The 23,184-nt window shown below is 62.8% G+C and carries 26 protein-coding genes and 2 riboswitches; of the genes, 11 read left to right on the top strand and 15 right to left on the bottom strand.

The features are described 5' to 3' along the window. Positions 1 to 56: 56 nt before the first annotated feature. Positions 57 to 1,721, top strand: coding sequence for a peptide chain release factor 3 (locus tag HH213_RS27640; protein ID WP_110849675.1), 1,665 nt, complete (start codon positions 57 to 59; stop codon positions 1,719 to 1,721). Between the two features lie 31 nt (positions 1,722 to 1,752). Here HH213_RS27640 and HH213_RS27635 read toward each other — a convergent pair whose 3' ends face one another. From HH213_RS27635 to xth, 3 genes are read right to left on the bottom strand one after another with little or no spacing between them, the layout of a single operon-like run. Then, the gene (locus tag HH213_RS27635) at positions 1,753 to 2,649 is read right to left on the bottom strand and encodes an NAD(P)H-hydrate dehydratase (RefSeq protein WP_169114413.1); all 897 of its coding nucleotides are present in this window, start codon (positions 2,647 to 2,649) and stop codon (positions 1,753 to 1,755) included. After that, positions 2,646 to 3,410, bottom strand: a complete 765-nt coding sequence (locus HH213_RS27630) for a histidine phosphatase family protein (RefSeq protein ID WP_169114412.1) — start codon at positions 3,408 to 3,410, stop codon at positions 2,646 to 2,648. The genes HH213_RS27635 and HH213_RS27630 overlap by 4 nt, the downstream gene beginning before the upstream one ends. Beyond that, on the bottom strand, positions 3,410 to 4,195 hold the full coding sequence (xth, locus tag HH213_RS27625; RefSeq protein ID WP_169114411.1) for an exodeoxyribonuclease III: 786 nt from the start codon (positions 4,193 to 4,195) through the stop codon (positions 3,410 to 3,412). The genes HH213_RS27630 and xth overlap by 1 nt, the downstream gene beginning before the upstream one ends. Positions 4,196 to 4,379: 184 nt before the next feature. Here xth and HH213_RS27620 point away from each other — a divergent pair, with 184 nt between their 5' ends. Genes HH213_RS27620 through HH213_RS27610 form a run of 3 tightly spaced genes read left to right on the top strand, consistent with a single transcriptional unit; the run spans position 4,380 to position 6,882 of the window. Beyond that, the gene (locus HH213_RS27620) at positions 4,380 to 4,760 is read left to right on the top strand and encodes a GntR family transcriptional regulator (protein ID WP_229263196.1); all 381 of its coding nucleotides are present in this window, start codon (positions 4,380 to 4,382) and stop codon (positions 4,758 to 4,760) included. Further along, positions 4,757 to 5,470 (top strand): ABC transporter ATP-binding protein, encoded by a 714-nt coding sequence (locus tag HH213_RS27615; protein ID WP_169114409.1) that lies wholly within the window; start codon positions 4,757 to 4,759, stop codon positions 5,468 to 5,470. Before HH213_RS27620 ends, HH213_RS27615 begins: the two co-directional genes overlap by 4 nt. Further along, on the top strand, positions 5,467 to 6,882 hold the full coding sequence (locus HH213_RS27610; RefSeq protein ID WP_169114408.1) for a hypothetical protein: 1,416 nt from the start codon (positions 5,467 to 5,469) through the stop codon (positions 6,880 to 6,882). Before HH213_RS27615 ends, HH213_RS27610 begins: the two co-directional genes overlap by 4 nt. Here HH213_RS27610 and HH213_RS27605 read toward each other — a convergent pair. Further along, positions 6,879 to 7,220, bottom strand: a complete 342-nt coding sequence (locus HH213_RS27605) for a hypothetical protein (RefSeq protein WP_169114407.1) — start codon at positions 7,218 to 7,220, stop codon at positions 6,879 to 6,881. The genes HH213_RS27610 and HH213_RS27605 overlap by 4 nt on opposite strands. Before the next feature lie 96 nt (positions 7,221 to 7,316). Between HH213_RS27605 and HH213_RS27600 the strand changes: the two genes are divergently transcribed. Then, positions 7,317 to 7,751: a cache domain-containing protein gene (locus tag HH213_RS27600; protein WP_110849683.1), complete on the top strand. Its 435-nt coding sequence runs from the start codon at positions 7,317 to 7,319 to the stop codon at positions 7,749 to 7,751. 61 nt (positions 7,752 to 7,812) lie between these two features. After that, positions 7,813 to 9,393 (top strand): methyl-accepting chemotaxis protein, encoded by a 1,581-nt coding sequence (locus tag HH213_RS27595; protein WP_229263195.1) that lies wholly within the window; start codon positions 7,813 to 7,815, stop codon positions 9,391 to 9,393. Here HH213_RS27595 and HH213_RS27590 read toward each other — a convergent pair. The 6 genes from HH213_RS27590 to gcvT all read right to left on the bottom strand — a co-directional run bounded on the left by HH213_RS27590 (position 9,390) and on the right by gcvT (position 14,985). Then, positions 9,390 to 9,797, bottom strand: a complete 408-nt coding sequence (locus HH213_RS27590; RefSeq protein ID WP_169114406.1) for a hypothetical protein — start codon at positions 9,795 to 9,797, stop codon at positions 9,390 to 9,392. The two genes, HH213_RS27595 and HH213_RS27590, sit on opposite strands and share 4 nt — an antisense overlap. 26 nt (positions 9,798 to 9,823) lie before the next feature. After that, on the bottom strand, positions 9,824 to 10,060 hold the full coding sequence (locus HH213_RS27585; protein ID WP_110849684.1) for a hypothetical protein: 237 nt from the start codon (positions 10,058 to 10,060) through the stop codon (positions 9,824 to 9,826). Between the two features lie 9 nt (positions 10,061 to 10,069). Next, entirely contained in the window at positions 10,070 to 10,396 is a 327-nt protein-coding gene (locus tag HH213_RS27580; RefSeq protein ID WP_110849685.1) for an ArsR/SmtB family transcription factor, read from the bottom strand. Positions 10,397 to 10,488: 92 nt separating this feature from the next. Then, positions 10,489 to 13,383: an aminomethyl-transferring glycine dehydrogenase gene (gene gcvP, locus HH213_RS27575; RefSeq protein ID WP_169114405.1), complete on the bottom strand. Its 2,895-nt coding sequence runs from the start codon at positions 13,381 to 13,383 to the stop codon at positions 10,489 to 10,491. 68 nt (positions 13,384 to 13,451) lie between these two features. Then, positions 13,452 to 13,832, bottom strand: a complete 381-nt coding sequence (gene gcvH / locus HH213_RS27570; protein ID WP_110849687.1) for a glycine cleavage system protein GcvH — start codon at positions 13,830 to 13,832, stop codon at positions 13,452 to 13,454. A 28-nt stretch (positions 13,833 to 13,860) separates the two neighbouring features. Continuing rightward, entirely contained in the window at positions 13,861 to 14,985 is a 1,125-nt protein-coding gene (gene gcvT, locus HH213_RS27565; protein ID WP_169114404.1) for a glycine cleavage system aminomethyltransferase GcvT, read from the bottom strand. A 43-nt stretch (positions 14,986 to 15,028) separates the two neighbouring features. Further along, a riboswitch (glycine riboswitch) is annotated at positions 15,029 to 15,128 on the bottom strand. A gap of 8 nt (positions 15,129 to 15,136) precedes the next feature. Beyond that, positions 15,137 to 15,223: riboswitch (glycine riboswitch) on the bottom strand. A gap of 122 nt (positions 15,224 to 15,345) precedes the next feature. Between gcvT and HH213_RS27560 the strand changes: the two genes are divergently transcribed. Further along, on the top strand, positions 15,346 to 15,906 hold the full coding sequence (locus HH213_RS27560) for an ATP-dependent Clp protease proteolytic subunit (RefSeq protein WP_110849689.1): 561 nt from the start codon (positions 15,346 to 15,348) through the stop codon (positions 15,904 to 15,906). A gap of 62 nt (positions 15,907 to 15,968) precedes the next feature. On the opposite strand, the gene HH213_RS27555 is transcribed toward HH213_RS27560, so the two are convergent. Both HH213_RS27555 and HH213_RS27550 read right to left on the bottom strand, forming a co-directional pair. Continuing rightward, positions 15,969 to 16,175, bottom strand: a complete 207-nt coding sequence (locus HH213_RS27555) for a hypothetical protein (protein WP_110849690.1) — start codon at positions 16,173 to 16,175, stop codon at positions 15,969 to 15,971. A gap of 157 nt (positions 16,176 to 16,332) precedes the next feature. Continuing rightward, positions 16,333 to 17,817: a methyl-accepting chemotaxis protein gene (locus tag HH213_RS27550; RefSeq protein WP_169114403.1), complete on the bottom strand. Its 1,485-nt coding sequence runs from the start codon at positions 17,815 to 17,817 to the stop codon at positions 16,333 to 16,335. Positions 17,818 to 17,993: 176 nt separating this feature from the next. Between HH213_RS27550 and HH213_RS30375 the strand changes: the two genes are divergently transcribed. Further along, positions 17,994 to 18,353 (top strand): hypothetical protein, encoded by a 360-nt coding sequence (locus HH213_RS30375; RefSeq protein WP_229263194.1) that lies wholly within the window; start codon positions 17,994 to 17,996, stop codon positions 18,351 to 18,353. Then, positions 18,346 to 20,517, top strand: coding sequence for a DUF1631 family protein (locus HH213_RS27545; protein ID WP_229263193.1), 2,172 nt, complete (start codon positions 18,346 to 18,348; stop codon positions 20,515 to 20,517). The genes HH213_RS30375 and HH213_RS27545 overlap by 8 nt, the downstream gene beginning before the upstream one ends. Here HH213_RS27545 and HH213_RS27540 read toward each other — a convergent pair. Further along, complete coding sequence (locus tag HH213_RS27540) at positions 20,514 to 21,137, bottom strand: LysE family translocator (RefSeq protein WP_169114402.1); 624 nt, start codon at positions 21,135 to 21,137, stop codon at positions 20,514 to 20,516. The genes HH213_RS27545 and HH213_RS27540 overlap by 4 nt on opposite strands. Positions 21,138 to 21,234: 97 nt before the next feature. Between HH213_RS27540 and HH213_RS27535 the strand changes: the two genes are divergently transcribed. After that, complete coding sequence (locus HH213_RS27535; protein ID WP_169114401.1) at positions 21,235 to 22,110, top strand: LysR family transcriptional regulator; 876 nt, start codon at positions 21,235 to 21,237, stop codon at positions 22,108 to 22,110. Here the strand turns inward: HH213_RS27535 and HH213_RS30730 are convergent, their stop codons facing one another. Beyond that, positions 22,111 to 22,269, bottom strand: a complete 159-nt coding sequence (locus HH213_RS30730) for a glutathione S-transferase family protein (protein ID WP_371875688.1) — start codon at positions 22,267 to 22,269, stop codon at positions 22,111 to 22,113. Beyond that, entirely contained in the window at positions 22,260 to 22,496 is a 237-nt protein-coding gene (locus HH213_RS30725) for a thioredoxin domain-containing protein (protein WP_371875687.1), read from the bottom strand. Before HH213_RS30725 ends, HH213_RS30730 begins: the two co-directional genes overlap by 10 nt. A gap of 44 nt (positions 22,497 to 22,540) precedes the next feature. Here HH213_RS30725 and HH213_RS27525 point away from each other — a divergent pair, with 44 nt between their 5' ends. Further along, positions 22,541 to 23,167: a phosphatase PAP2 family protein gene (locus tag HH213_RS27525; RefSeq protein WP_169114400.1), complete on the top strand. Its 627-nt coding sequence runs from the start codon at positions 22,541 to 22,543 to the stop codon at positions 23,165 to 23,167. Positions 23,168 to 23,184: the final 17 nt, after the last annotated feature.

The raw sequence follows: 23,184 nt of genomic DNA, 5'->3' as shown, positions 1-23,184 counted from the left end.
GGGGCCAAGAGCCGGTATAATCGAGGGTTTGCAGAACCGCCTCAGATCGCTCACACATGGCCAACGATAACGAAAACGTAACTCCCGACAGCAACGACGACAGCGGCTTGTCCGCCAGCGCCAAGACACCGGCGCTGATCGCGCGCGAAGTGCAGCGCCGTCGCACCTTCGGCATCATCTCCCACCCGGATGCGGGTAAAACCACGCTGACCGAAAAACTGCTGCTGTTCTCGGGCGCGATTCAGATGGCCGGTACCGTCAAGGCCCGTAAATCGGGCCGTCACGCCACCTCGGACTGGATGGAAATCGAGAAGCAGCGCGGCATTTCGGTGGCCTCGTCGGTGATGCAGTTCGAATTCCGCGACCACGTGGTCAATCTGCTGGACACCCCGGGCCACCAGGACTTCTCGGAAGATACCTACCGCGTGCTGACGGCGGTCGACTCGGCGCTGATGGTGATCGACGCCGCCAAGGGTGTGGAAGCGCAGACCATCAAGCTGCTGGACGTGTGCCGCATGCGCAATACGCCGATCGTCACGTTCATGAACAAGATGGACCGCGAAACCCGCGATCCGCTGGAACTGCTGGACGAGCTGGAATCGGTGCTGAAGATCCAATGCGCGCCGGTGACCTGGCCGATCGGCATGGGCAAGAACTTCCGCGGCGTGTACCACCTGCTGAACGACACCATCATGCTGTTCAAGGCCGGTGAAGAGAAGGCCGACGGCGCGTTCGAGCTGATCGAAGGCATCGACAATCCACGCCTGCAGGAAATGTTCCCGCTGGAGATGGACCAGTTGCGCATGGAAGTGGAGCTGGTCAACGGCGCTTCGCATCCGTTCGACCTGGAGCAATTCCTGGCCGGTGTGCAGACGCCGGTCTTCTTCGGTTCGGCGATCAACAACTTCGGCGTGCGCGAGATTCTGTCGGCGCTGGTCGACTGGGCGCCGGCGCCGCGCGAGCGTGACGCCACCGTGCGCGCGGTCGATCCGAAAGAAGAACCGTTCACTGGCTTCGTGTTCAAGATTCAGGCCAATATGGATCCGGCGCACCGCGACCGCATCGCCTTCCTGCGCGTATGCTCGGGCCGCTTTGAACGCGGCATGAAGGTCAAGCACCTGCGCCTGGGACGTGAAGTCAAGGTATCGTCAGTGGTGACCTTCATGGCATCAACCCGCGAGCAGGTGGAAGAAGCGTACGCCGGCGACATCATCGGCCTGCCGAACCACGGCAACATGCAGATCGGCGACTCGTTCTCCGAAGGCGAGCTGCTGACCTTCACCGGCATCCCGTTCTTTGCGCCGGACTTCTTCCGCCAGGTACGCATCCGCAACCCGCTGAAGATCAAGCAGCTGCACAAAGGCTTGCAGCAGCTGGGCGAAGAGGGCGCGGTGCAGGTGTTCAAGCCAGTGCAAGGTGGCGAGCTGGTGCTCGGCGCGGTCGGCGTGCTGCAGTTTGAAGTGGTCGCCAGCCGCTTGCTGAATGAATATGGCGTCGACGCCGTGTTTGAGAGTACCAGCATCAGCAGCGCGCGCTGGGTATCGAGCGATGACAAGAAAGCGCTGTCCGACTTCGAAGACCAGCTCGGCCACAACGTCGCCTACGACGCCGCCGGCAACCTGGCCTACCTGGCGACCTCGGGCGTCAATCTGCGCCTGACGCAGGAGCGCTGGCCGAAGCTGCAATTCCACGCCACGCGCGAACACTCCGCCAAGCTCTAACAAACCCGGGGTCAGAACTGACCCCGAATTACTAAAAAGCGCGGAGCAGGGCGGGGACTTCGTTGCTGAGCTCGCGGGCGAGGTAGCCTAGCGGGCCGTGCTTCAATGCGAGTTGTTCGCCCGCCAGCGCGTGCAGCGCGATGCCCCAGGCTGCGGCCTGTTCCAGCGTCGCGCCGCGCGCCGCCAGGCCGGTGATGATGCCGGCCAGTACGTCTCCCGAGCCCGATATCGCCAGCCCGGCATTGCCGCCTTCGTGACGCCATTGCTGGCCGTCGGCCGCCGCCAGCATCGTGATCGCACCTTTCAGCGCAACCGTGGCTTGCCAGCGTTGCGCCGCCAGCCGCGCGGCAGCCTCCGGCTGCGCTTGAATATCCTGTTTGTCGGCGCCGGTCAGGCGCGCCAGTTCGCCTGCGTGCGGCGTCAGCAGGACGGGACGGTCGAAGCGGAAGCCGTATGGCGCGTCTTCCGTGCCACACTCGGCGTCGCGGCCCACCAGACTCATGCCAGCCGCATCCAGTATCAGATGACTGTCAACGCAATGCGGCAGCAGGGTTCGCACCAGCTGGCAGCAGGCGGCGTCGTCCTGCATGCCTGGGCCAATCAATACGGCACTGGCCTGCTGGCAGGCTTGATGCAGTCCGGACGCATCCTCGGCCAGCAGGCCGCCGTCGTGCGTTTCCTGCAGGCTGATCACGCGCGCTTCCGGCACGGCGGTGCCGATATGGGCGGCGACGCTGGCGGCGGTGGCAATGGTGAGCTTGCCGGCGCCGGCGCGCAACGCGGCGCTGGCCGCCAGCAGCACCGCTCCCGGCATTTCCCGCGATCCGGCGACGATCAGCACGTGGCCGCGTACTTCCTTGTCGGCGTCTGCGCCCGGCATCGGCAGCGGCCACTCACGCAGCAGTTGCGGCGTGATGTCCTGGTTCATGATTTGGGCGCGGCCGGCTGGTCGGCCTCGTGGGTCACCGGCGTGCCGGTCTGCTCCAGCGGGGCGACGAAGTTGGCTTGTACCAGCTTCAACTTGCCGTTTTTGCCGGCATGCGGGTCGAAACGGTATTCGGTGATGCCGCAGTTGGGCACGTCACCGGCACGGTCGATGGCCAGGATGCCGTCCTCATCCATCCGCTCCAGCAGGTAGCGGAAGCAGTTGACGATCACCTGATGGCCGACGATCAGCACCCGTTCGCCACGGTATTCGCGGGTAATGGTGTCGATGACGCTGCGCAGTCGCAGGATGACATCGCACCAGCTTTCGCCGCCCGGCGGCCGGAAGTAGAACTTGCCCACATGCGCGCGTTGCTCGGCCAGGTCCGGGTATTTGTCATGGATGCCCAGCGGTGTCAGCCGGTCGAGGATGCCGAATTCCTTCTCGCGCAGCCGTTCGTCGGCGGCCACGGCGGTCAGTTGCTCGCGGTCCATTCGGTCCAGCACGGCTTTGGCGGTGGACCGCGCCCGCACGTAGGGCGAGTACAGCACCACGGTCGGCCCGGCTTCCGGTCCCAGAGCCTGGAACCAGTCGCTCATGGCCTGCGCCTGACGCTCGCCCAGTTCGGACAGCGGAACGTCGACGTCCCGGTCGGCGATGTCGATATGCAAATGTTTTGCGGCCTCGGCCGCATCGCGCGCGACGTTGCCGGCGCTCTGGCCATGCCGCACCAGCCACAGTTGCTGAGGCCATTTTTGTTCCATCAGCCTATCCTTTTGAGATCCAGTTCAACCCATACCGGCGTGTGGTCGCTGGGCTTTTCACGGCCCCGCACGTCGCGGTCGACTTCGGCGGCCTTGAGGGCCGGCGTCAGTGACGGGCTGAGCAGCAAATGGTCAATGCGCAGTCCGGCATTGCGGCCGTAAGCATTGCGGAAATAATCCCAGAAGGTATAAATCACTTCGTCCGGATGCATAGTCCGTAAGGCGTCGCACCAGCCCTGTTTGATTAACCGGTGGAATGCTGCGCGCGTCTCTGGCCGGAATAGCGCGTCATCGACCCAGCGTTCCGGTTTATAGACATCCAGTTCAGTTGGCATGACGTTAAAATCGCCGGCCAGCATAGCCGGTGCACCGCTGTCGATTAACTTGGCGGCATGGGTGATTAATCGTTCAAACCATTGCAGCTTGTAGTCGAATTTCGGTCCAGGCGCCGGATTGCCATTCGGCAGATACAAGCCGCCGATAATCACGCCGTTGACCACCGCCTCAATATAGCGGCTTTGAATGTCATCCGGGTCACCCGGCAAACCCCGGCCGGTTTCCATCGGTGTTTCGCCGCGCTCCAATATGGCCACGCCATTCCAGCTTTTCTGTCCGTGCCAGATGGCGCCATAACCGGCGTCGTTAATTGCCTGTATGGGGAATTTCTCCTGCGGTGCTTTTAATTCTTGCAGGCAGACGACGTCCGGCTTGCTCTCATCGAGCCATTGAAGGAGGGCGGGCAGACGGCTGCCGATGCCATTGACATTGAAGGTGGCGATACGCATACGGCAAGTTTAACCGCCAATCGCGGCGGCCGGCGTGCGGGAACGTACGAAAGCGCGGCTATGTATGCCAAGTATTGGCGCGATCCAGCCAGCTTCTGGCGCCACATAATTTTTGCGCTTGACAATGCCACTGGCTGGGTATACTGTATTAATCAACTAATACACAAATACGACTGACATGGCCATGCATACAGCTGCCTTATTTTCGATAGCGACCGGTTCGTCCGATCCTATCTACCGCCAATTAATCGAACAGGTCCGGCGATTAACTGCGGCGGCCGTCTTGAAACCGGGCGATGTTTTACCGTCAGTGCGGGACGTGGCGTTGGCCCTGGCTGTCAATCCGATGACGGTGTCCAAGGCTTATAACATGCTGGAGACCGAAGGCTTGTTAAGTCGCGCCCGCGGCGTCGGCATGTTGGTTGCGGAAGGAAATAAGCCGCAGGGACGCGAAAATCTTTTAAGACCGGCATTGGAACGGGCCGCAGCCGAAGCCCGCCAATTGGAACTCGATCCGGACACGGTGCTGCAATTGTTTGCGAAAATTCTTGGAGAAACTAAATGAATCCAGTCGTGGTGGAAAACCTGCATAAGGCCTTCGGCAGTCAGCAGGTATTGCAGGGCGTGAATTGGAATATTGCTCCTGGCAAGGTGATCGGTTTATTGGGCCGCAATGGCGCCGGTAAATCGACCTTGCTGGAATGTCTGCTCGGCCTGCGTGAATCGGACGCCGGCAGCAGCCGCGTATTTGGTCGATCGGTCACTGCGCTGGACGAGCAAACCCGCGCCAACATCGGCTACGTTCCACAGAAATCCGACCTGTTCGACTGGTTGACACCTGTGCAACTTCTAACCTATTTCAAAGCGCTGTATCCGCGCTGGAACCAGGGCAAGGTAGATGGCCTGATGGAGCGCTGGGGCTTCCATGGCGAGGCGCGCGACAAGCAAATCAGCCAATTGTCTGGCGGGCAACGTCAGCGTCTGTCGATCATCCGCGCGCTGGCGCATGATCCGCAACTGCTGGTGCTGGACGAACCGGTCGCCAGTCTGGACCCGGTCGGGCGCCGCGATTTCTTGCAGGAACTGATCAGCGGCGTCATTGAGCGTGACACCACGGTGATCTTCTCCACCCACATCCTGTCCGACCTGGAACGGGTGGCGCTGGACGTCGCTTTCCTACAAGGCGGCAAGATCGTGCTGCAAGGCGGGCTGGATGAGCTGCTGGAAGGCAAAAACCTGAGCCTGGAAGACTTGTTTGTTGAGGTGACCAAATGACACTCCGCCAAGCCTACGGCCCCATGCTGGCGCAAATGATTCAGGATAGCGCCAGCCGCCGTCAAATGTTACGCGCCAGCCTGCTGCTGGCCGGCGCCGAGATTATCCTGCTGGCGCTGCACGGCGACCGCCAGGGCCCGGCGGGCAATCTGGTGCTGGTCTGCATGCCATGGGTGGCGTTGCAGCTCTGGTGCGGCGCGTTCCTGAAAAACGCGATCCGGCAGAATCGGCCGGAATATGCCGCTCTGGTGCCGCATCTGCGCAGCCGGCTGATAAGGGCGACAGCCGCGATGTACGCCGTCGAAATCGCGCTGCTGGCGGTGATGTGCGGATTGGTGTTCGGCCACGCCGGTTACGGCCTGGTGTTTGGTGGCGCGGTCACCGTGCTCACCATCTTCATGAACCGTTATATGGCGCTGGCCTGGGTGATGGCTTTGGCGATCCCGTTCGGTATGTCGTATGCGGTAAACAGTTTGCCTTTATTGCTGGCCAAACTCGACGAAGGCCTCGTGACGGCCGCCGCCATGGCGCCGATCATGCTGCTGGGCGGCTGGGGGCTGCACCTGATCTTGCCGCGCGCGGGCGATCGCCATTGGGACTGGCAGTCGCGGTTCAACCAGCGCCAGGCCGCGGTGAGCTGTGGGCTGGCCAACACCTCGTCCGGACGAGCGCCGTCGCGCTTCAGGCGAATGATGCAGAGCTTTTATCTGTCGGCGCTCCGGCGCGACAGCCGGCGTGGAGTGGCGGCGGACCGCGCCTTGATGCATGCGATCGGTCCCGGCGCCCATCCGGCCCGCGTGATCGCGTTCTCGCTGGTCTCCACGCTGCTGGCGCTGGTAATCGGCCGCTTTCTCAGCGACAGCGCCCGTACCGGCCTCACCATCGCGACCGGGCTGACGCAACTCGGGGCGGTGCTGATGTACGCCATCAGCGTTGCCGACGATGTCCTACTGCACGGGCCCGAGCAGCAACTGTATTTGCTGACGCCGGCCGCGCCAGCCGCCACGCGCATCAACCGTTTGTTGACAAGCACGGTGCTGCGCCGCGCTCTGGCGGTGTGGCTGGTGTCGTTTGCCTGCGTGCTCTGCCTGGACTCGGTGCTGGCTGGCCACCTCAACCTGCACGGTGTGAGCTTTGCCATGGCCATGGTCGTGTTGTGGACGGTGACGCCGCTGCTGCGCAACTACGCCGTGGCGCCGGCGCGGCGTCTTGGCGTGACGTGGACGGCAGTCATTGTGTTTGTGGTGCTGGTATGTCTGGCCGCCGTCGGGCTGCTACAGACAGCGCCCGACTTCCCGTGGTACGTAGTGGGCAGCGTCGCCGGATTTGGCGCGGTGATCGCTATCGGCCTGCGCTGGCGCGCGCTGATGGCGCTGCCGCCGGTGCTGCCGGCTGGCCGGCTAGCGGTCTAACCCTGCGTGCGCTTGCCCAACCATATGATGTCGACCACGGCGCCGATCCAGCCCACCAGCAGCACGGCCGAGGCCAGGTTGGTGGCCGGATTGTCGATGCCGGACGCATGTACGCGGTCCAGGATGGCGAACGGATCGAGCGCCAGCTTGCCGGCGTCCAGTTCATCTTGTAATTGAGACAGCAAGTGCAGCATGGTGCTCAGCAGATACAGCACGGCGGCGGCGGTCGGTAGCAGGAACAGCATGCCGCGTACCGCGCGGCGCGGCCGCAATGCCAGGTGACCGAGTCCGGGAAACAGCAACGCGGAGATGAGTACCGCCCTGGATGATGCTTTCATGATGCTCCTGTTGTTACTTTGTGCCGATTGACCGAACGCAAGATTGCAGCGCGGCAGCGAGCGTAGATTACAACATCTTGGCTGCCAGGGGGAATCATGCGTGCTTGGATCATTATCGCTTTGTTGACGAGTTGTGCGGCGCACGCTGCGCCCGGCGAAAAGGACGCGGTGGCGTTGGCCGAGAAGGGTGCGCAATTCGTGCGCGCGCACGGCAAGGCCGAGATGATCGCGCGCATCAATAGCAAGGACGCCGAATTTAATCAGGGTGCGCTGTACCTGGCGATGCGCGACCTGCAAGGCATCACGGTGGCCCATCCGACCACCGCGCTGATCGGCAAGAACCTGCTGGACGTGCCGGACGCCGACGGCAAGCTGTTCCGCCAGGAGATGGTGGCGCTGGCCAAGGGTGTGGGACACGGCTGGGTCGATTATAAGTTCCGCAACCCGGAAACCGGCAAGGTCGAGGCCAAGCGTACTTACGTGCTGCGGGTTGGCGACGTCGCGCTCGAAGCCGGCATCTACAAACACTGAGCGTGCGAACCATGCTCAGTAAACTGAAGCTCGGGCCCAAGCTGCTGCTGGCCCCGGAGTGGTGCTGATCCTGCTGATCGTGCTGTCCGCTGGCGCGTACCTCGGGCTGCTGCGGCAGAACCAGTCGCTCGACAACATGGTGCAGCAGCGCGCGGTGCGCCTGAAGGCGGCGGCCGACTTGGTGGCCGGCGCGCACAAGGCGCATACTGAAATCTACCAGCTGCTCACCTGGATCAACGCCAGCTTCTCGGCGCCGCGCGTGGATGCGCTGGTGCGCGACATCCACCTGCGTCACGCGGCGCTGGACCGCCAGTTCGCGCAGCTGGAAATGGCTACGCAATCGGATCCGGCCGAACGCCGGTTCGTGGTGCAGTCGCAGGCCGCGCATACGGTGTACGTCAAGGCCATGCAGGACGTGATCGAGCTGGCGATGGCCGACCAGTCGATGGCGGCCAACGCCATGTCCAAGGCCGAGCGGTCGTTCGACGTGGTGGCGCAGCGCCTGGAGGAGCTGTCGAAGCTGGAACAAAGCCTGAGCGAGCGCGCCTACGCCGATGCCGAAACCGATTTCCGCGTGCTGTCCACCTGGATGCCGATCGTGGTGGCGTTGTCGATTGCCTTGTCGCTGCTGGTGACCATGGCGGTGCGTAACGCCATGCTGAAAGAGGTGCGCGAGATTGGGGCGGCGGCGGTCGATCTGGCCGAAGGCAACCTGACGGTGCGCCAGCGGGTCTACGGCCGCGATGAAATCGCCGAAACCTCGCGCGCGCTCGACACCAGCATCCGCAACCTGAACACCACGCTCAAAACCATCCTGTCGACCGCGCAGTCGATCGACAGTGCCTCGCGAGAAATCGCCCAGGGTAACGCGGTGCTGACGCGGCGCACACGTGCGCAAGCCGGCACGCTGGAGGAAGCCGGCGACGCTATGCAGGAGTTGGGTGGGCAGGTATCCGACACCGCTACCCACGCCGAATTGGCCGGCCAGCTGGCGCAATGCGCCAACAGCTTTGCCGCGCGTGGCGGTTCGGTGGTGCAGCGGCTGGTGGTGACCCTGGCGTCGATTCGCGGCAGCACGCGGCGGGTGGTGGAAATCGTCGGCGTGATCGATGGCCTGGCGGTGCAGACGCATATGCTGGCCTTGAGCGCGGCGGTGGAAGCGGCGCGCGCCGGCGAACATGGACAGGGCTTTGCGGTGGTGGCCGGCGAAGTGCGCATCCTGGCGCAGCGTTCGACATCGGCGGCGCAGGAAATCAAGCTACTGGTGGCCGAATCGGTGGCGGATATCGACAGCGGCGCGCGTTCGGTGGCGGAAGCCGGTGACAGCGTGGCCGAGATTGTGGCCTCGGTGCGCCAGGTCGGTGACATTATCGGCCAGATCGGCGACACCAGTGCGCAGCAGGCGCAGGGCGTGCTGGGTGTGCAGCAGGCCATCGTCAGCATGGATCAGGTGACGCAGCAAAACCTGGCGCTGGTGCAGCAAGCCGCTGCCGCCGCCAGCAGCCTTCAACGACAGGCGTTGTATCTGTCGCAAGCGGTGGCCATCTTCAAGCTGGACGAAGGTCTGGAGCCGCCCGACGCCACGCGCCCGGCCGGCAGCCCGCGCGTGGTGCGTCTGCGGCTGGCGTCAGTACGGAGTTAAGCGGCGCGCCAGCGGTCGCCCGGTTGCTGGATGTAGCGGGCGATCACGTACTTCCACGGCATGGCCAGCGGGATGATGATGGCGACCATGCATTCCATCGCCGTGCCCATGATGTTCTCGTCCATGGCGCCGCTTTGCCACGCGGGCAGGGCGACGATCAGCAGCCAGATCGACTTCCACGCCAGTTCCCAGAACAGCACCGGCAGCATTTGCAGCGGATAGCGTATGCCGATCACGCACAGCAGGCTGAAGGCGGCCAGCATGCATTTCACTACTCCTTGCGACAGGCCCCACGGCTCGGCGTGATGGATCACGCTTGGCCACACCACCAGCGCCAGTCCCAGCGCAATGATCAGATACACGGCTCTCAGCGAATACAGGCGAAACAGCGATACGTGCGGCATGGTGCGGCTCCTCGATGTGGGTGAGATTACTCGACTTGTTTCAGTACGTTTTCAATGGCGATGATGCGGATCTTCAGGTCGGCCAGTGCGGCTGCCGTTTGCTCCTGCGCGGCGACGGCGCGTTCGGCCAGCTGGCGGTAAGCCTCGTTGCCTTGCGCTTCCAGCTCGGCCTTCTTGACGGCCGTCCGGGAGCGCAGCAGGAAGATCAGGAAGATGGTCCCCAGCGGCATCAGCAGGGTAAGCAGGTAAATATTTTCGGACATGGTAAGCCTCTACTTTTCAGGATTGGTCGTCAGGGTACGTACTGCTTCGGCGATGGTGGCCGGGGTCAGGTCGATGGCGAACGGTGCGGCGTCGAAATAATTGAGCGCCTTGCCGTCGTTCGACAGCTCCATCTGACTGGTCACCAGGCCCGCTTCCTCCAGCTTTTGCAAATGCAGGTGCAGCAGCGGGCGGCTGATATTCAACTCCCGCGCCAGCTGGCTGACGTAATTCCGTCCACCAGCCGCCAGCGCCGCCACCACCCTCAGACGATGGGGGTTCGACAGCGCCGAGAGCGCCGCGAGCAATTCATCGCCAGTGAGTTGTTTTGATTTCATGTGTAAAGAATATCTGACAGGTGTAAGCATGTCAAACACTTTCGGCAAAAAAAAGCCCGGCGCGCAGCCGGGCTTTTTGGGGCGGACGAGGATTACTCGTAGTCGCTTATCGGCGCGCAGCCGCAGAAGAGGTTGCGGTCGCCGTAGACGTTGTCGGCGCGGCCGACTGGTGGCCAGTATTTCTGCTTGCGCAGCGATGGCAGCGGGTAGGCCGCCACTTCACGCGAATACTTGCGCTCCCAGACGTCGGCCGTCAGCACCTGGGCGGTGTGCGGCGCGAATTTCAGCGGGTTGTCCAGCTTGTCGAATTCGCCGCTTTCCACTTTGGCGATCTCGCCGCGGATGGCGATCATGGCGTCGATGAAGCGGTCCATTTCCATTTTCGATTCCGACTCGGTCGGCTCGATCATCAGCGTGCCCGGTACCGGGAACGACATGGTTGGTGCGTGGAAGCCGAAGTCCATCAGGCGCTTGGCCACGTCTTCGTTCGAGATGCCGGTGGCATCCTGCAGCGGACGCAGGTCGATGATGCACTCGTGCGCCACCAGACCGTCGTGGCCCGAGTACAGCACAGGGAAGTGCGGCGACAGGCGACGGGCGATGTAGTTGGCGTTGAGGATCGCGGTTTCGGTCGCGGCGGTCAGGCCTTCGGCGCCCATCATGGCGATGTACATCCACGAAATCGGCAGGATCGACGCCGAACCGTATGGCGCAGCCGAGACGGCGCCGATGCCGGCGTTGTCGCGGATGTAGCCGTTCGAGCGCTGGTTCGGCAGGAATTTGGCCAGGTGCGCACCAACGCCGATCGGGCCGACGCCTGGGCCGCCACCGCCGTGTGGAATGCAGAAGGTTTTGTGCAGGTTCAGGTGCGAAACGTCGCCGCCGAACGCGCCTGGTGCGGCCACGCCAACCAATGCATTCATATTGGCGCCGTCGACGTAAACCTGGCCGCCGTGGCTGTGGATGATGTCGCACAGTTCGCGGATGCCTTCTTCAAACACGCCGTGAGTCGAAGGGTAGGTGACCATGACGGCCGCCAGGTTCTTCGAGTGCAGCTCGGCCTTGGCTTTCAGGTCGGCCAGGTCGACGTTGCCGTTTTCGTCGCAGGCGGTGACCACTACCTGCATGCCGACCATCGAAGCCGATGCCGGGTTGGTGCCGTGCGCCGACGATGGAATCAGGCAGATGTTGCGATGGCCTTCGCCACGCGACTGGTGGTAAGCCTGGATTACCAGCAGGCCGGCGTATTCGCCTTGCGAGCCGGCGTTAGGCTGCAGCGAGATGGCGGCGTAGCCGGTCACCGCGCACAGCATCTCTTCCAGCGAAGCGATCATCTCGCGGTAGCCGATGGTTTGCGCTTCCGGCGCGAACGGGTGGATGGTCGAGAACTCAGGCCAGGTCACCGGGATCATTTCGCTGGTGGCGTTCAGCTTCATGGTGCAGGAACCCAGCGGGATCATGGTGCGGTCCAGCGCCAGGTCCTTGTCGGCCAGCGAACGCAGGTAGCGCAGCATCTCGGTTTCCGAGTGATAGCGGTTGAATACCGGGTGCGTCAGGTAGGCGCTTTCGCGTTGCAGCGCTTCAGGGAACGAACGCTCGACGGCGGCTTCCACGCTGTCGAAGTCCGGGCCGTGGGCCGGGCCGCCGACAGGATGCGAGAACACGGTCCACAGCAGCGCGATGTCTTCGCGGGTGGTGGTTTCGTCCAGCGAGATGCCGACGTGCGAAGCGTCGATCACGCGCAGGTTGACGCCGTGCGAGTGGGCCGATGCATGCAGCTGCTCGGCGTTTTTGACGTTGATGGTCAGGGTGTCGAACCAGCTGTCGTTGGTGATGGTGTAGCCCAGCGTTTTCAGGTTCGACGCCAGCACGCCGGTCAGGCGGTGCACGCGCTTGGCGATCTGCTGCAGGCCTTGCGGGCCATGGTAGACGGCGTACATCGAGGCCATCACCGCCAGCAGAACCTGCGCGGTGCAGATGTTGGAGGTGGCTTTTTCGCGGCGGATGTGCTGCTCGCGGGTTTGCAGCGCCAGGCGGTACGCCTTGTTGCCCTGCGCGTCGATGGTGACGCCAACCAGGCGGCCCGGCATCGAGCGTTTGAATTCGTCGCGGGTCGCCATGTAGCCGGCGTGCGGGCCGCCGAAGCCCAGCGGTACGCCGAAGCGCTGCGAGTTACCGACGACGACATCGGCGCCCCATTCGCCCGGAGGCGTCAGCATGGTCAGCGCCAGCAGGTCGGCGGCGGCAACTACCATCGCGCCTTTTGCCTTGATGGCTGCGACGTCGGCTTTGTAATCGCGCACATTGCCGTTCACGCCCGGGTATTGCAGCAGCACGCCGAAGCAGTCGCCGACGGCGGACAATTCGGCCGGGTGGAAGGTCTTGATGTCGATGTCGAGCGGTTTGGCGCGAGTCTGGATCACTTCCAGCGTTTGCGGCAGCACGTCGTCGGCGACGTAGAACACATTCGATTTCGATTTGCTGACGCGCTGGATCAGCGTCATCGCTTCGGCGGCGGCGGTGCCTTCGTCCAGCATCGACGCATTGGCGATGCCCATGCCGGTCAGGTCGGTGATGGTCTGCTGGAAGTTCAGGATGGCTTCCAGGCGGCCTTGCGAAATCTCTGGCTGGTACGGCGTATAGGCGGTGTACCAGGCCGGGTTTTCAAAGATGTTACGCAGGACGACGTTCGGCGTCAGCGTGTTGTAGTAGCCCTGGCCGATCAGCGACTTGAGCACCTTGTTTTTCGAGGCGATCTTCTTCAGCTGGTTCAGCGCTTCCTGCTCAGGCATCGGCTGGGTGTAGGCGCCCAGTGGCAGCGCGGCCTTGTTGCGGATGTTGGCGGGCACGATGGCGTCGATCAGGGCGGCGCGCGTGGCGTAGCCGAGGACCGACAGCATGTCCTGCTGTTCTGCGGCGTCTGGGCCGATGTGGCGGGCGATGAAGGCGTCGCGTGCTTCGAGTTGGGAGAGGCTGGTGCGGGTCATGATATGTCAGGGCTAGAGAGGGAAATACAAAAAGGCCAGCGCAAGGCTGGCCTCATGGCGCGCTGTGATTAAGCGCCGGTGTTTTTGCCGTAGGCTGCGGCGTCCAGCAGGCCGTTGATCGCGTTGGCGTCTGCCGGCTTGATCTTGAACAGCCAGTTGGCGTAAGCGTCGGCGTTGATCGATTCCGGCGCGTTGACCACGTCTTCGTTCACGGCCACGACTTCGCCGGCCACTGGGGCGTAGATGTCGCTGGCGGCTTTCACCGATTCCACCACGGCGGCGTCGTTGCCGGCTTCGTAGCTGTCGCCGACTTTCGGCAGTTCGACGAAGACGATGTCGCCCAGCGCGTCCTGCGCGTACTCGGTAATACCAACGGTGACGGTGCCGTCTTCTTCAGCGCGTACCCACTCGTGGGATTCGGTGTACTTCAGGTCTGCAGGAATGTTCATGTTTGGGCTCCAGAGGTGGTGAATTAAATTAGACTGCCAGGATTTTACCGTTACGGACGAACGGCAGCTTCACCACGGAAGCAGCCAGTTTCTTGTCGCGGATTTCTACGTGGACGGTGTCGCCGACGTTCACGCCCATCGGCACGCGCGCCAGCGCGATCGCCTGCTGCATCGAAGGGCTGAAGGTGCCGCTGGTGATTTCGCCGGTGGCCTCGCTGCCGGCCACGATGACTTTCTGGTGCGCGCGCAGCACGCCGCCTTTTTCGCGCAGGATCAGGCCGACGAACTGGCTGTTCTGCCCCTTGGCTTGCAGCGCGGCCTTGCCGATGAAGTCACGTTCGGAGACCAGGTCGATGGTCCATGCCAGGCCGGCGTCCAGCGGGTTCACGGTGTCGTCCATGTCCTGGCCGTACAGGTTCATGCCGGCTTCCAGACGCAGCGTGTCGCGTGCGCCCAGGCCTGCCGGTTTGACACCGGCGGCGGTCAGCGCGTTCCACAGCTGTTCCGCCTTGTCGGCGGCGACGCCGATTTCAAAACCGTCTTCGCCGGTGTAGCCGGTGCGGGCGATCATCGCCTCGCCAAACGCGGCGCTCTGGGCGAAGGCGACGTTGAACGGCTTCATGTCGGCGGTGGCTTCCTTCGATTCCGGAATCACTTCCCACACCTTGGCGCGGGCGTTCGGGCCTTGCACGGCGATCAGCGCCATGGCATCGCTGCCGCCGTCGCGGCGCTGGGTGATGGTCAGGCCGCTGCTGGTGGCGTCATTTTGCGCCTGCATCCACGCCACGTCCTTCTCGGCGGTGCCGGCGTTGACCACCAGGCGGAACCAGCTCTCGTTGATGAAGTAGACGATCAGGTCGTCGATCACGGTGCCTTCCGGATTCAGCATGCAGGAGTAGAGCGCCTTGCCGGATACTTGCAGCTTGTCGACGTTGTTGGCCAGCAGGCCGCGCAGGAAAGCGCGCGCGTTGTCGCCCTTGATGTCGACCACGCACATGTGGGCGACGTCGAACATGCCGACGTCGGTGCGCACGGCGTTGTGTTCTTCGATTTGGGAACCGTAGTTGACCGGCATGTCCCAGCCGCCGAAATCGACCATGCGGGCGCCGGCTGCGCGGTGTGCGTTATTGAGGGGGGTGGCTTTGAGCGTCATGTCCGGTCCAAACGAAAAGAGGTTAACAGGGAATACGCATATTCCAAACCCCTCTGTCCTTGGTACCTGAGAGATAGCGGAAAGCTGCTTCCGCACGCCCCTTCGGTGGATTGCCCATGCAATCTCTCTCCAGAGTTTGAGCCGTTTTCTGGCCCCTTGACCGGTCCTTTTGCCTGAGAGTTTGTGGGTAGTGCCCCTTCGGCGGCAAAGCTGGTTTGCCCTCTCCCGATCAAGACTCGGGAATATATGTCAGAAGGGCTTGAATGTCAATTTTTGCCCCTGTGCGCACGAATGAACAACAGAAAAGCTGGAAAAGAAACAATTTGCTAGAATTAATCACACTATTTCGAGAGCCCAACCATGAGCCAAGATCACACCAGTTATGAAGGGCACGCGTGGTTCACGCTGTCCGGCGACGTTAACAGCGACATGGTCCGCCGCGTGTTTGACGCCGTTGCCGATATGACCGAGGACCGGATTACCACGGCCCACATCCTGATTCAGTCCAACGGCGGCTATGTCAGCGACGGTATTTGTCTGTACAACTACCTGAGCAAGTTGCCGATCAAGATCGTCACCTACAATGCCGGCGCCGTGGCGTCGATCGCAGTGATTTTGTTCCTGGCCGGCGCCGAGCGCTATGCCAGCGACACGGCGCGCTTCATGGTGCACAAGTCGCACGCCAGCGCGCCGCATGGCGCCCGACCGGACGCCCTGCGTATCATCGTCGAAGGCTTGCAGGCGGACGACGCCCGTACCGAGCAAATCCTGCGTAACCATGTGCAGTTGAGTGACGACAATTGGCGCACGCACGAATATTCGGACCTGCATCTGACGGCGGCCGAAGCGTTAAAAGTGGGATTGGTGAACGGGGTGACGGACTTTGTACCGCCTGCCGGCCAGCGGGTAGCCAACATTTAGAATTTATTGAGAGCTTCGGCGATGCGGCGCGCGGGGCGCCGCATTTACCGCTGATTGTCTACTTAGCGGTTGCCGGATTGCTTGTTGCCGTCATTCTTGTGGCTTTGACGACCAGCTTCGACGTGCTGCTCATGAGTGCCGCCCTGGGTGCCAGTGCGTGCGCCGCTGGACGAACCGGCGTTGCCCGACTGCTTGTTGCTCTGATTCGAGCCTTGTTTCGAGCCTTGATTGCTGCTGTTGCTGGTGCTGCTTTTTTGGTTCGAGTTCATTTTTGATTCCTTTGATAAAGTGAAAAGAACGTACTCGCCGGTGACACCTTGGCGTAAATGCTGAGGCGTTTCCGGTGACTTCATGATGCTCGGAGCAAGGCTGGGTCGGTATCGGAATACTCCCTGGTGGGTTGTAGGAGCATGCCTTGCTGGCAGATTAAAACTCTTCCCATTCGACTGGCTGTTGCGGTTGCTGCGCGGCGCGCGCCGGGCGGGAAAGGGCGCCAGCCGACGGCCGCATTGGTGGCGCAGAGCGCGGCGGCTGTACGGGCGGCAATGTTGTGGCAGGTTTGACTGGTGCCGATGCCGCTGTAGCGCGCTGCATGTCAGTCGCGGCGAACAAGCTGATCGCATCGCCCAGCTTGCCGGTTTCGGCGCGCATGGAGGCGGCGGCCATGGCGGCCTGACCGACCAGCGTGGCATTCTGCTGCGTGGCTTGATCCATCGCGAGAATCGCCTGGTTGACCTGTTCCAGCCCCGCAGTCTGCTCGGCGCTGGCGGCGGCAATCTCGCCGATCAGGCCAGTCACCTGCTTGACGCTGCCCACCACCTCATCCATCGTTTTGCGCGCCTGATCGGCCAGTTGCGTGCCGCGCGCCACCTTGTCGACCGAATCGTCGATCAGCTCCTTGATTTCCTTGGCCGCCGCCGCGGAGCGTTGCGCCAGACTGCGGACTTCCGACGCCACTACCGCAAAACCACGCCCTTGTTCGCCGGCGCGCGCCGCTTCCACTGCCGCATTCAAGGCCAGGATATTGGTCTGGAAAGCAATGCCATCGATCACGCCGATGATTTCCGCAATCTTGCGCGAACTATCGTTGATTGACGCCATGGTACCGACCACCTGTGCCACATCATTGCCGCCGCGCAGCGCGACGGCCGACGCCGACAGCGCCAGCTTGTTGGCCTCCACCGCATGGCCGGCATTCTGGCGTACGGTGGCGGTCAGCTGTTCCATTGACGAGGCAGTCTCCTCCAACGCCGACGCCTGCTGCTCCGTTCGCGCGGACAGATCCTGGTTGCCGTCCGCAATTTCCGTCGCCGCGCCGCCGATCGCCCGTGCGCCGTGCTGCACCCGGCAGACGATGGCCTGCAGGCTGTCGTTCATGTGCTGCATGGCGCGCAGCAGCTTGCCGGTCTGGTTGTCCGGCTGCGGTGCGATTTGCGTACCGAGGTCGCCACTGGCGATGCGTTGCGCCACCAGCATGGCCTGCTGCAGCGGCGTGGTAATCGAGCGCGCTGTCCACAGCGCCAGGAGCGTGCCGCCGGCAACAGCCAGGAAGAGCAGGCTGTAGGTTGTGACGCGGGCGCTGACGTACAATTCATCGGTCTGCCGAGTGGCTTCCTGGCTGGACTGAATGGCCGAGACCAGCAGCTGGCTCAGCTGGGTATTGAGGGCGCGGGTTTGCTGCAATTGGGCTTCCGGCGACGGTGTTGCGCCTTCGCTGAGTAGTGCCTCGTTGCGCTTGGCCAGCGCCGACATGGTTTGCGGCAGCCACTTGCCGGCCAGTTCCGCCGACGCATGGTTGATCGCGCTGATGCGCGACAGCGCGCTCAGCCCCATCAGCGCTGTCAGGCTGAGCACCACAGCAAAGGCAGCCAGCAGCTTGCGGGACGTTTCCAGGTTGTGCAGGAATTTCATGGGCATCCTTGGTGGACGGTGGAGGGAGTTTTTTATCTTAGGGAAACTGCAAGCTTGCCTGTTGAGCCGTCGCAAAATACGCAAAAAATTGCATATTCTTGGCTTCTTGGTATTGCTTGATGGAAATATCATGTAACAATGTAGTGGACAGTTGATTTCATTCATCAGGCACACCCATGGTTGCACCTCCAACAACGCCCGCAGCGCCGAAAAAGACGGTGTCGCCCCGTCACGCCTTGCTGGAGGAGTTAATTGGGATTGCGGTCAAGCACGCCGGTGATCAGTATCTGGAGCTGGCCAACAAGCTGGCCGGGGCGCTGATTGATGCCACGGATGGCGACACACGGTTGATCCAGCAGCGCATTCGCGCCGGCAACCAGCTGTGGAATCGGAATTTTGCGTTTCTGCATCTGGCGACCAGTTCGCTGGAAAAGGCGTTGCGGCGCGAAATCGCGGAGTTGGCGCCCGCCGTCAAGCGGGGGGGCGCGCAGTGCGGACCAGCCGCTGTCGCTGGTGCCGTTCGAGGAAATGGATAATCAGGTCGCGCTGGGCGGCGTCAGCAAGCCGTTCGAGGTGTTGCATGCGGATGCCTTGCAGACGCTGAATGTGCGGCTGGCGTTTTTGCTGGATCGCGATATTTTGCGGCTGAGCCAGAATCCGTTTCGGCCGGCGGTGTTTCTCGAGGCTTTGCAGCAGGCCTGGACGGAATTTGATCCGGAGGAAGCGTCGGCAGGGCTGTTGCAGCCATGGATCAAGCCGGAGATGTTCATTGCGCTGGGGCCGATGCTGGAGGCGTTGAGCCTGGCTTTGCAGAGTAGTGGCGTGGTGCCGGGCGGAACGGATGGCTACAAGCGCCGCAAGCTGGATGGCGGGATGGCGGCCAAGGCAAAAACCAATCAGGCGGCGCTGGCGCAGCAGCTAAGGCAGTTTTTTGCGTCGAGCGATGTGGCGGGATCGGCGGCGGGGCAGATTGTGGACGGCATCGCCAGCGGCATGCTGCACGCCGGCGGCGTCGACCTGACGATACCGGACTTGCCTGCAGCGGCGTTGTCGGCCGGCAGCACGTGGGCGCCCAACGCCGCGCCGCAAGCCACGCGCGGCCACGCAGCCGGCACGGCCGCGATCGCCGGCATGAGCGCCGCCCAGCCGGTCGCGGTCGGCTTGCTGGTGCCTCGCGTGGCCGCTGGTCATCCCGGCGACGCGGTAGGTGCTGTGGGCGAGCAGGTTGGCGGCTGGGTGCAAGGCGCGGCGCAGGGATTCCATGCCGGCGCTTTGCCGAACGAAACCGCCCAGCGGCTGGCGCAAGTTGACGCCAAGCAGCCCTTGCTTGCCTACCTCGCCGAGCTGCAAAAGGCCGTGCCTTACGAATCCATTGGTACTCTGGCGGCCGTCACCGGCGGCGCGACGCCAGCGTCTGCATCTGCGCAGAGCACGTCCGCTGGCAACATCTTCTACCTGCCGACCCTCAAGCAAACCATGCCGCAAGGAAGCCTGACGCGCGCAGACGAGTCCACCATCGACCTGCTGTCCGCCGTCTTCGACACCGTCTTCCGCGACCAAACCATCTCGCCCGAAATTCGCGAGCTGATCCGCTTCCTGCAAATCCCGGTGCTGAAAGCCGCCCTGGTCGACAAAAACTTCTTCTTCCAGGAAGCCCACCCCGCGCGCCGCCTCCTGGAACTGCTGTCGCGCATGGGCTGGGAGCAGCGCAAAGGCCCGGACGACCCGCTATTCCAGGCCATGCAGCGCAGCGTTGACCGGGTCGGCCGCGACTACGAGCAAGAGCTGTCTGTGTTCACCGAAGCCGTCAATGAACTGGAAGCCTCGATCCAGGCGGAAGAGAAGGCTGCCGCAGCGGCCATCGCCGCCCCGATCGCCGCTGCGCTCAAGCAGGAAAAGCTGGCCGAGTCGAACCAGCTGGCCAGGAACGCCGTCGCCTTGCGCATCGGCACCGGCGAAGTCATTGCCGTGGTGGAAGCTTTCCTCGAACAGCGCTGGACCTCGGTACTGACGATCGCCTACAGCATTGAAGACGACAAGCCCGGCGCCGTCAACAACGCCACCAAAACCATGGACGACCTGATCTGGAGCGTGCGTCCCAAGCTGACGGCCGACGACCGCAAGCAGTTGATTGCCAAGCTGCCGGGGCTGTTGTCCGCGCTGAATAAATGGTTGGATGTCATCAAGTGGCAGGACGCCGACCGTCTGCAATTCTTTGCCGAGCTGGCTGAATGCCATGCCTCGATCGTCCGCGCGCCGCTGGAAATGTCGCCCGAACGGCAGGTGGAAATCGCCATGCAGGTCGCCCAGCAAGCCGCCGAGCGCCGGCTTGCGCTGCAAGCCAAGGCCGAAGCCGAGGCTGCGGCCGACCACCAGACCGCGCCGCTAGCCGAAGAGGACGTTGCCCTGATCGAAGTGGACAGCCTCACGCGCGGCATGTGGCTGGCGTTTGAGCAGGAAGACGGCAGCAGCCGCAAAGTCAAACTGGCGTGGATCAGTCCGCGCCGCACGCTGTACATCTTCTCGACCGCCGCGCGGCAGGAGGCCTTCTCCATGTCCGGCGACGACCTGATCCGCCGCTTCCGCGACGGCAGTGCCCAGGTCGCCCGCGCAGAAGGCGTGGTCGCCGTGGCACTCTCGCAAGCCCTGTCCCGCAGCGCCGACAACGACGCCATCGCCAGCCAGGCGGCGGCTGGCTAACGCACGGCTAATAGTGCGCCGCCCATTCCGATGAACACCACCGCCGTGCTGCGGCCGGCCAGACGGCGGCGGCTTGCGCTGGCTGCTACGTTCCTCGTCAGCCACGCCGCGCAGCTGACGTAAAAGAAATGCGATACCAACGTGCAGATCGTGAACGTCGACGTCAGCAACAGGAAACGATGCAGGTCGATATGGTCATGCGGCATAAACTGCGGGAACACGGCAGTGAAAAACAGGATCGCCTTTGGATTGCTGACCGCGATCAGCAATCCTGAGCGAAACGTTTGGAAGCGGCTTTGCGCCATTGGCTGTGTCGCCTGCGTGTCGGCCGGCGCGCCGGCATTGCGCCATGCCTTGATGCCGAGATACACGAGATACGCCGCGCCGGCTGCTTTCAACAGTCCGAACGCCAGCGCGGACGCTTGCAACACCAGGCCTAAACCGGTTGCCGCCGTCGCTGCGACGACAAATACGCCTAGCGCGTTGCCCGCCGAACTGTAGAGCGCGCGGTGGGCGCCCTGGCTGGATGCGGTGGAAATCGCCATCAACACGCCAGGGCCGGGGCTGAACGCCGCAGCCAACGATACCGACAGGAATAGCAGCCAGGTCGAAAAATCCATCTCGGTCACTCCGGAAAGAAAAACTTAGTATCGTTTTAAACCGAAAAAATATAAATGCTCTAATATTTACAATATTTTTAACCGATGATTCACAATCATGGACAGATTACGTAGTATGGAAGTCTTCGTCGGCGTGGTTGAAGCCGGCAGTTTTACGGCGGCTGCCAAGATGTTCGAGATGTCGGTGGTCATGGTCGGCAAACACATCGCCGAGCTGGAGCAGCGGCTCGGCACGCGGCTATTGAACCGCACCACGCGTCGCCAGAGTCTGACCGAAATCGGCGAGCAGTACTGCGAGCAGTGCCGGCAGATCCTCGCTCACGTGCAAAGTGCGGATTCGGGCGCGCTGGCCATGCGCAGCAGCGCGCGCGGCATCTTGCGGATCAGTGCCCCGGTCGCGTTTGGCAGCGCATTGCTGGCGCCGAGCCTGCCGGACTACATGGTGGCCCATCCCGAAGTCAGCGTCGACCTGGAGCTGAGCGAACGCATCTCCGATGTGGTGGAAGAGGGGCTGGACGCGGCCATCCGGATTGGCCGCCTGGAGGATTCGACCATGATTGCCCGGCCGCTTCAGCCTTACGGCATGGTAATCTGCGCTGCGCCAGCTTACCTGTCGCAATACGGCACGCCGCGCACGCCGGCCGATCTGGCCCATCACCAATGCCTGGATTTCCTGCATTGGCGGCGCGTAGTGCGCTGGCGGCTGAATCCAAGCGCTGCGCCCAAGCCTAGCCGGTTTCGTTCCAATAATGGTCAGGCACTCAAGCAAATGGCGCTCAACGGTTTCGGGCTGGCCATGCTGGCGGAAATCGTCGTCGCTGAAGAGATCGCAGTCGGCCGCCTGGTGCCGGTCTTGCGTGACTTCATGCCGCCGATGCGGCCGCTGCACCTGATTTATCCGCGCGGTCGGCAAGCTACGCCCAAACTAAACAGTTTTGTCGATTTCGTGGTGGCGCAGTTCGGCCTGCCCTGATTACGGCGCGCCGTTGGCGCCATGTAGCAGCCAGCCTGGGCGCTCGCCCAGCAGCTTGGCCCAGGCGGACAGTGCCGGCAGGGCAGGACGCTCCATCGGCGTCGATAGCCAGCGGTTGAATGCCAGGCCCAGCACGATATCGGCCAGCGTCACTCCCATAACACCTCACCGGCGTCCACCAAGACCGGCACCATGGCGTGAGGATTGAGGTGCTGCACATCGGTCCCGCAGAACGGTTGAAGTTGATATGAAACGCCGATTTCAGCGCAGGTCCGCCATACTTCGCGGACATTGATGGAAGTGTTCTTGCCAAGAATGATCACTTTTAAAATATTCTGCTTGCCCGTTGGTACTTTAACCTGAACTTCACTTTTGTTGCGCTGCAATGAAGGCTAGAATGTTGTCACACGGTGAAATGGGAAAAAGCACGATGGTTTGGTGGCACTGGTTAAGTGTGATTGGCAGCCTGGCGGTGACCGGGCCGCTTGGCGTGGCGATTGTGTTTTGGTTGGTGGCCGGGAAGTCCTGGCGGCTGACCGCCATCTGGCTGGCGCTGTTTGGCGCGGGTATGGCGCTGGTGGTGATCACCAAAATGGCGTTCGTCGGCTGGGGCATCGGCGTGCAATCGGTCGATTTTGCCGGCTTCAGCGGCCACGCAATGCGCGCCGCCGCTGTCTACCCGGTGGCCGGCTTCCTGATTACGCGCTCGTCCCCGCTGTGGGCACGCCAGCTCGGCACCTTGGCCGGCGTGGTGCTGGCCGTGCTCATTTCGATTTCGCGCGTCTACGTGCAGGCGCATTCCAGTTCTGAAGCGATCACCGGCTGCCTGCTGGGGCTGGTAGTAGCGGCCGCGTTTATCAGGTACGCCAGCGGCGAAGGGCATCTGGCGCTGAGCCGCGTGCTGGTCGTGCTGTGCGTGCCCATCCTGCTGCTGGCGCCCCATGCCGAGCCGATCCCGGCCGAGATGTGGATTACCAAGGCCGCGCTCTTCCTGTCCGGCCGCGATCATCCGTTTACCCGCGCCATGTGGCGCGCGCCACGGCCGCAGCTGCGTTAGGACAATGGTGTAGCCGT

The sequence above is a fragment of the Duganella dendranthematis genome (assembly GCF_012849375.1).
GTDB classification, from domain to species: Bacteria; Pseudomonadota; Gammaproteobacteria; order Burkholderiales; family Burkholderiaceae_D; genus Rugamonas; species Rugamonas dendranthematis.
This window is presented reverse-complemented; position numbering and strand designations above follow the sequence as displayed.

Excerpts from the sequence above, each read along its gene's own strand:
- HH213_RS27640 (WP_110849675.1), top strand. The coding sequence starts at position 57 with ATGGCCAACGATAACGAAAACGTAACTCCCGACAGCAACGACGACAGC.
- HH213_RS27635 (WP_169114413.1), bottom strand. The coding sequence starts at position 2,649 with ATGAACCAGGACATCACGCCGCAACTGCTGCGTGAGTGGCCGCTGCCG.
- HH213_RS27630 (WP_169114412.1), bottom strand. The coding sequence starts at position 3,410 with ATGGAACAAAAATGGCCTCAGCAACTGTGGCTGGTGCGGCATGGCCAG.
- xth (WP_169114411.1), bottom strand. The coding sequence starts at position 4,195 with ATGCGTATCGCCACCTTCAATGTCAATGGCATCGGCAGCCGTCTGCCC.
- HH213_RS27620 (WP_229263196.1), top strand. The coding sequence starts at position 4,380 with ATGCATACAGCTGCCTTATTTTCGATAGCGACCGGTTCGTCCGATCCT.
- HH213_RS27615 (WP_169114409.1), top strand. The coding sequence starts at position 4,757 with ATGAATCCAGTCGTGGTGGAAAACCTGCATAAGGCCTTCGGCAGTCAG.
- HH213_RS27610 (WP_169114408.1), top strand. The coding sequence starts at position 5,467 with ATGACACTCCGCCAAGCCTACGGCCCCATGCTGGCGCAAATGATTCAG.
- HH213_RS27605 (WP_169114407.1), bottom strand. The coding sequence starts at position 7,220 with ATGAAAGCATCATCCAGGGCGGTACTCATCTCCGCGTTGCTGTTTCCC.
- HH213_RS27600 (WP_110849683.1), top strand. The coding sequence starts at position 7,317 with ATGCGTGCTTGGATCATTATCGCTTTGTTGACGAGTTGTGCGGCGCAC.
- HH213_RS27590 (WP_169114406.1), bottom strand. The coding sequence starts at position 9,797 with ATGCCGCACGTATCGCTGTTTCGCCTGTATTCGCTGAGAGCCGTGTAT.
- HH213_RS27585 (WP_110849684.1), bottom strand. The coding sequence starts at position 10,060 with ATGTCCGAAAATATTTACCTGCTTACCCTGCTGATGCCGCTGGGGACC.
- HH213_RS27580 (WP_110849685.1), bottom strand. The coding sequence starts at position 10,396 with ATGAAATCAAAACAACTCACTGGCGATGAATTGCTCGCGGCGCTCTCG.
- gcvP (WP_169114405.1), bottom strand. The coding sequence starts at position 13,383 with ATGACCCGCACCAGCCTCTCCCAACTCGAAGCACGCGACGCCTTCATC.
- gcvH (WP_110849687.1), bottom strand. The coding sequence starts at position 13,832 with ATGAACATTCCTGCAGACCTGAAGTACACCGAATCCCACGAGTGGGTA.
- gcvT (WP_169114404.1), bottom strand. The coding sequence starts at position 14,985 with ATGACGCTCAAAGCCACCCCCCTCAATAACGCACACCGCGCAGCCGGC.
- HH213_RS27560 (WP_110849689.1), top strand. The coding sequence starts at position 15,346 with ATGAGCCAAGATCACACCAGTTATGAAGGGCACGCGTGGTTCACGCTG.
- HH213_RS27555 (WP_110849690.1), bottom strand. The coding sequence starts at position 16,175 with ATGAACTCGAACCAAAAAAGCAGCACCAGCAACAGCAGCAATCAAGGC.
- HH213_RS27550 (WP_169114403.1), bottom strand. The coding sequence starts at position 17,817 with ATGAAATTCCTGCACAACCTGGAAACGTCCCGCAAGCTGCTGGCTGCC.
- HH213_RS30375 (WP_229263194.1), top strand. The coding sequence starts at position 17,994 with ATGGTTGCACCTCCAACAACGCCCGCAGCGCCGAAAAAGACGGTGTCG.
- HH213_RS27545 (WP_229263193.1), top strand. The coding sequence starts at position 18,346 with ATGGATAATCAGGTCGCGCTGGGCGGCGTCAGCAAGCCGTTCGAGGTG.
- HH213_RS27540 (WP_169114402.1), bottom strand. The coding sequence starts at position 21,137 with ATGGATTTTTCGACCTGGCTGCTATTCCTGTCGGTATCGTTGGCTGCG.
- HH213_RS27535 (WP_169114401.1), top strand. The coding sequence starts at position 21,235 with ATGGACAGATTACGTAGTATGGAAGTCTTCGTCGGCGTGGTTGAAGCC.
- HH213_RS30730 (WP_371875688.1), bottom strand. The coding sequence starts at position 22,269 with ATGGGAGTGACGCTGGCCGATATCGTGCTGGGCCTGGCATTCAACCGC.
- HH213_RS27525 (WP_169114400.1), top strand. The coding sequence starts at position 22,541 with ATGGTTTGGTGGCACTGGTTAAGTGTGATTGGCAGCCTGGCGGTGACC.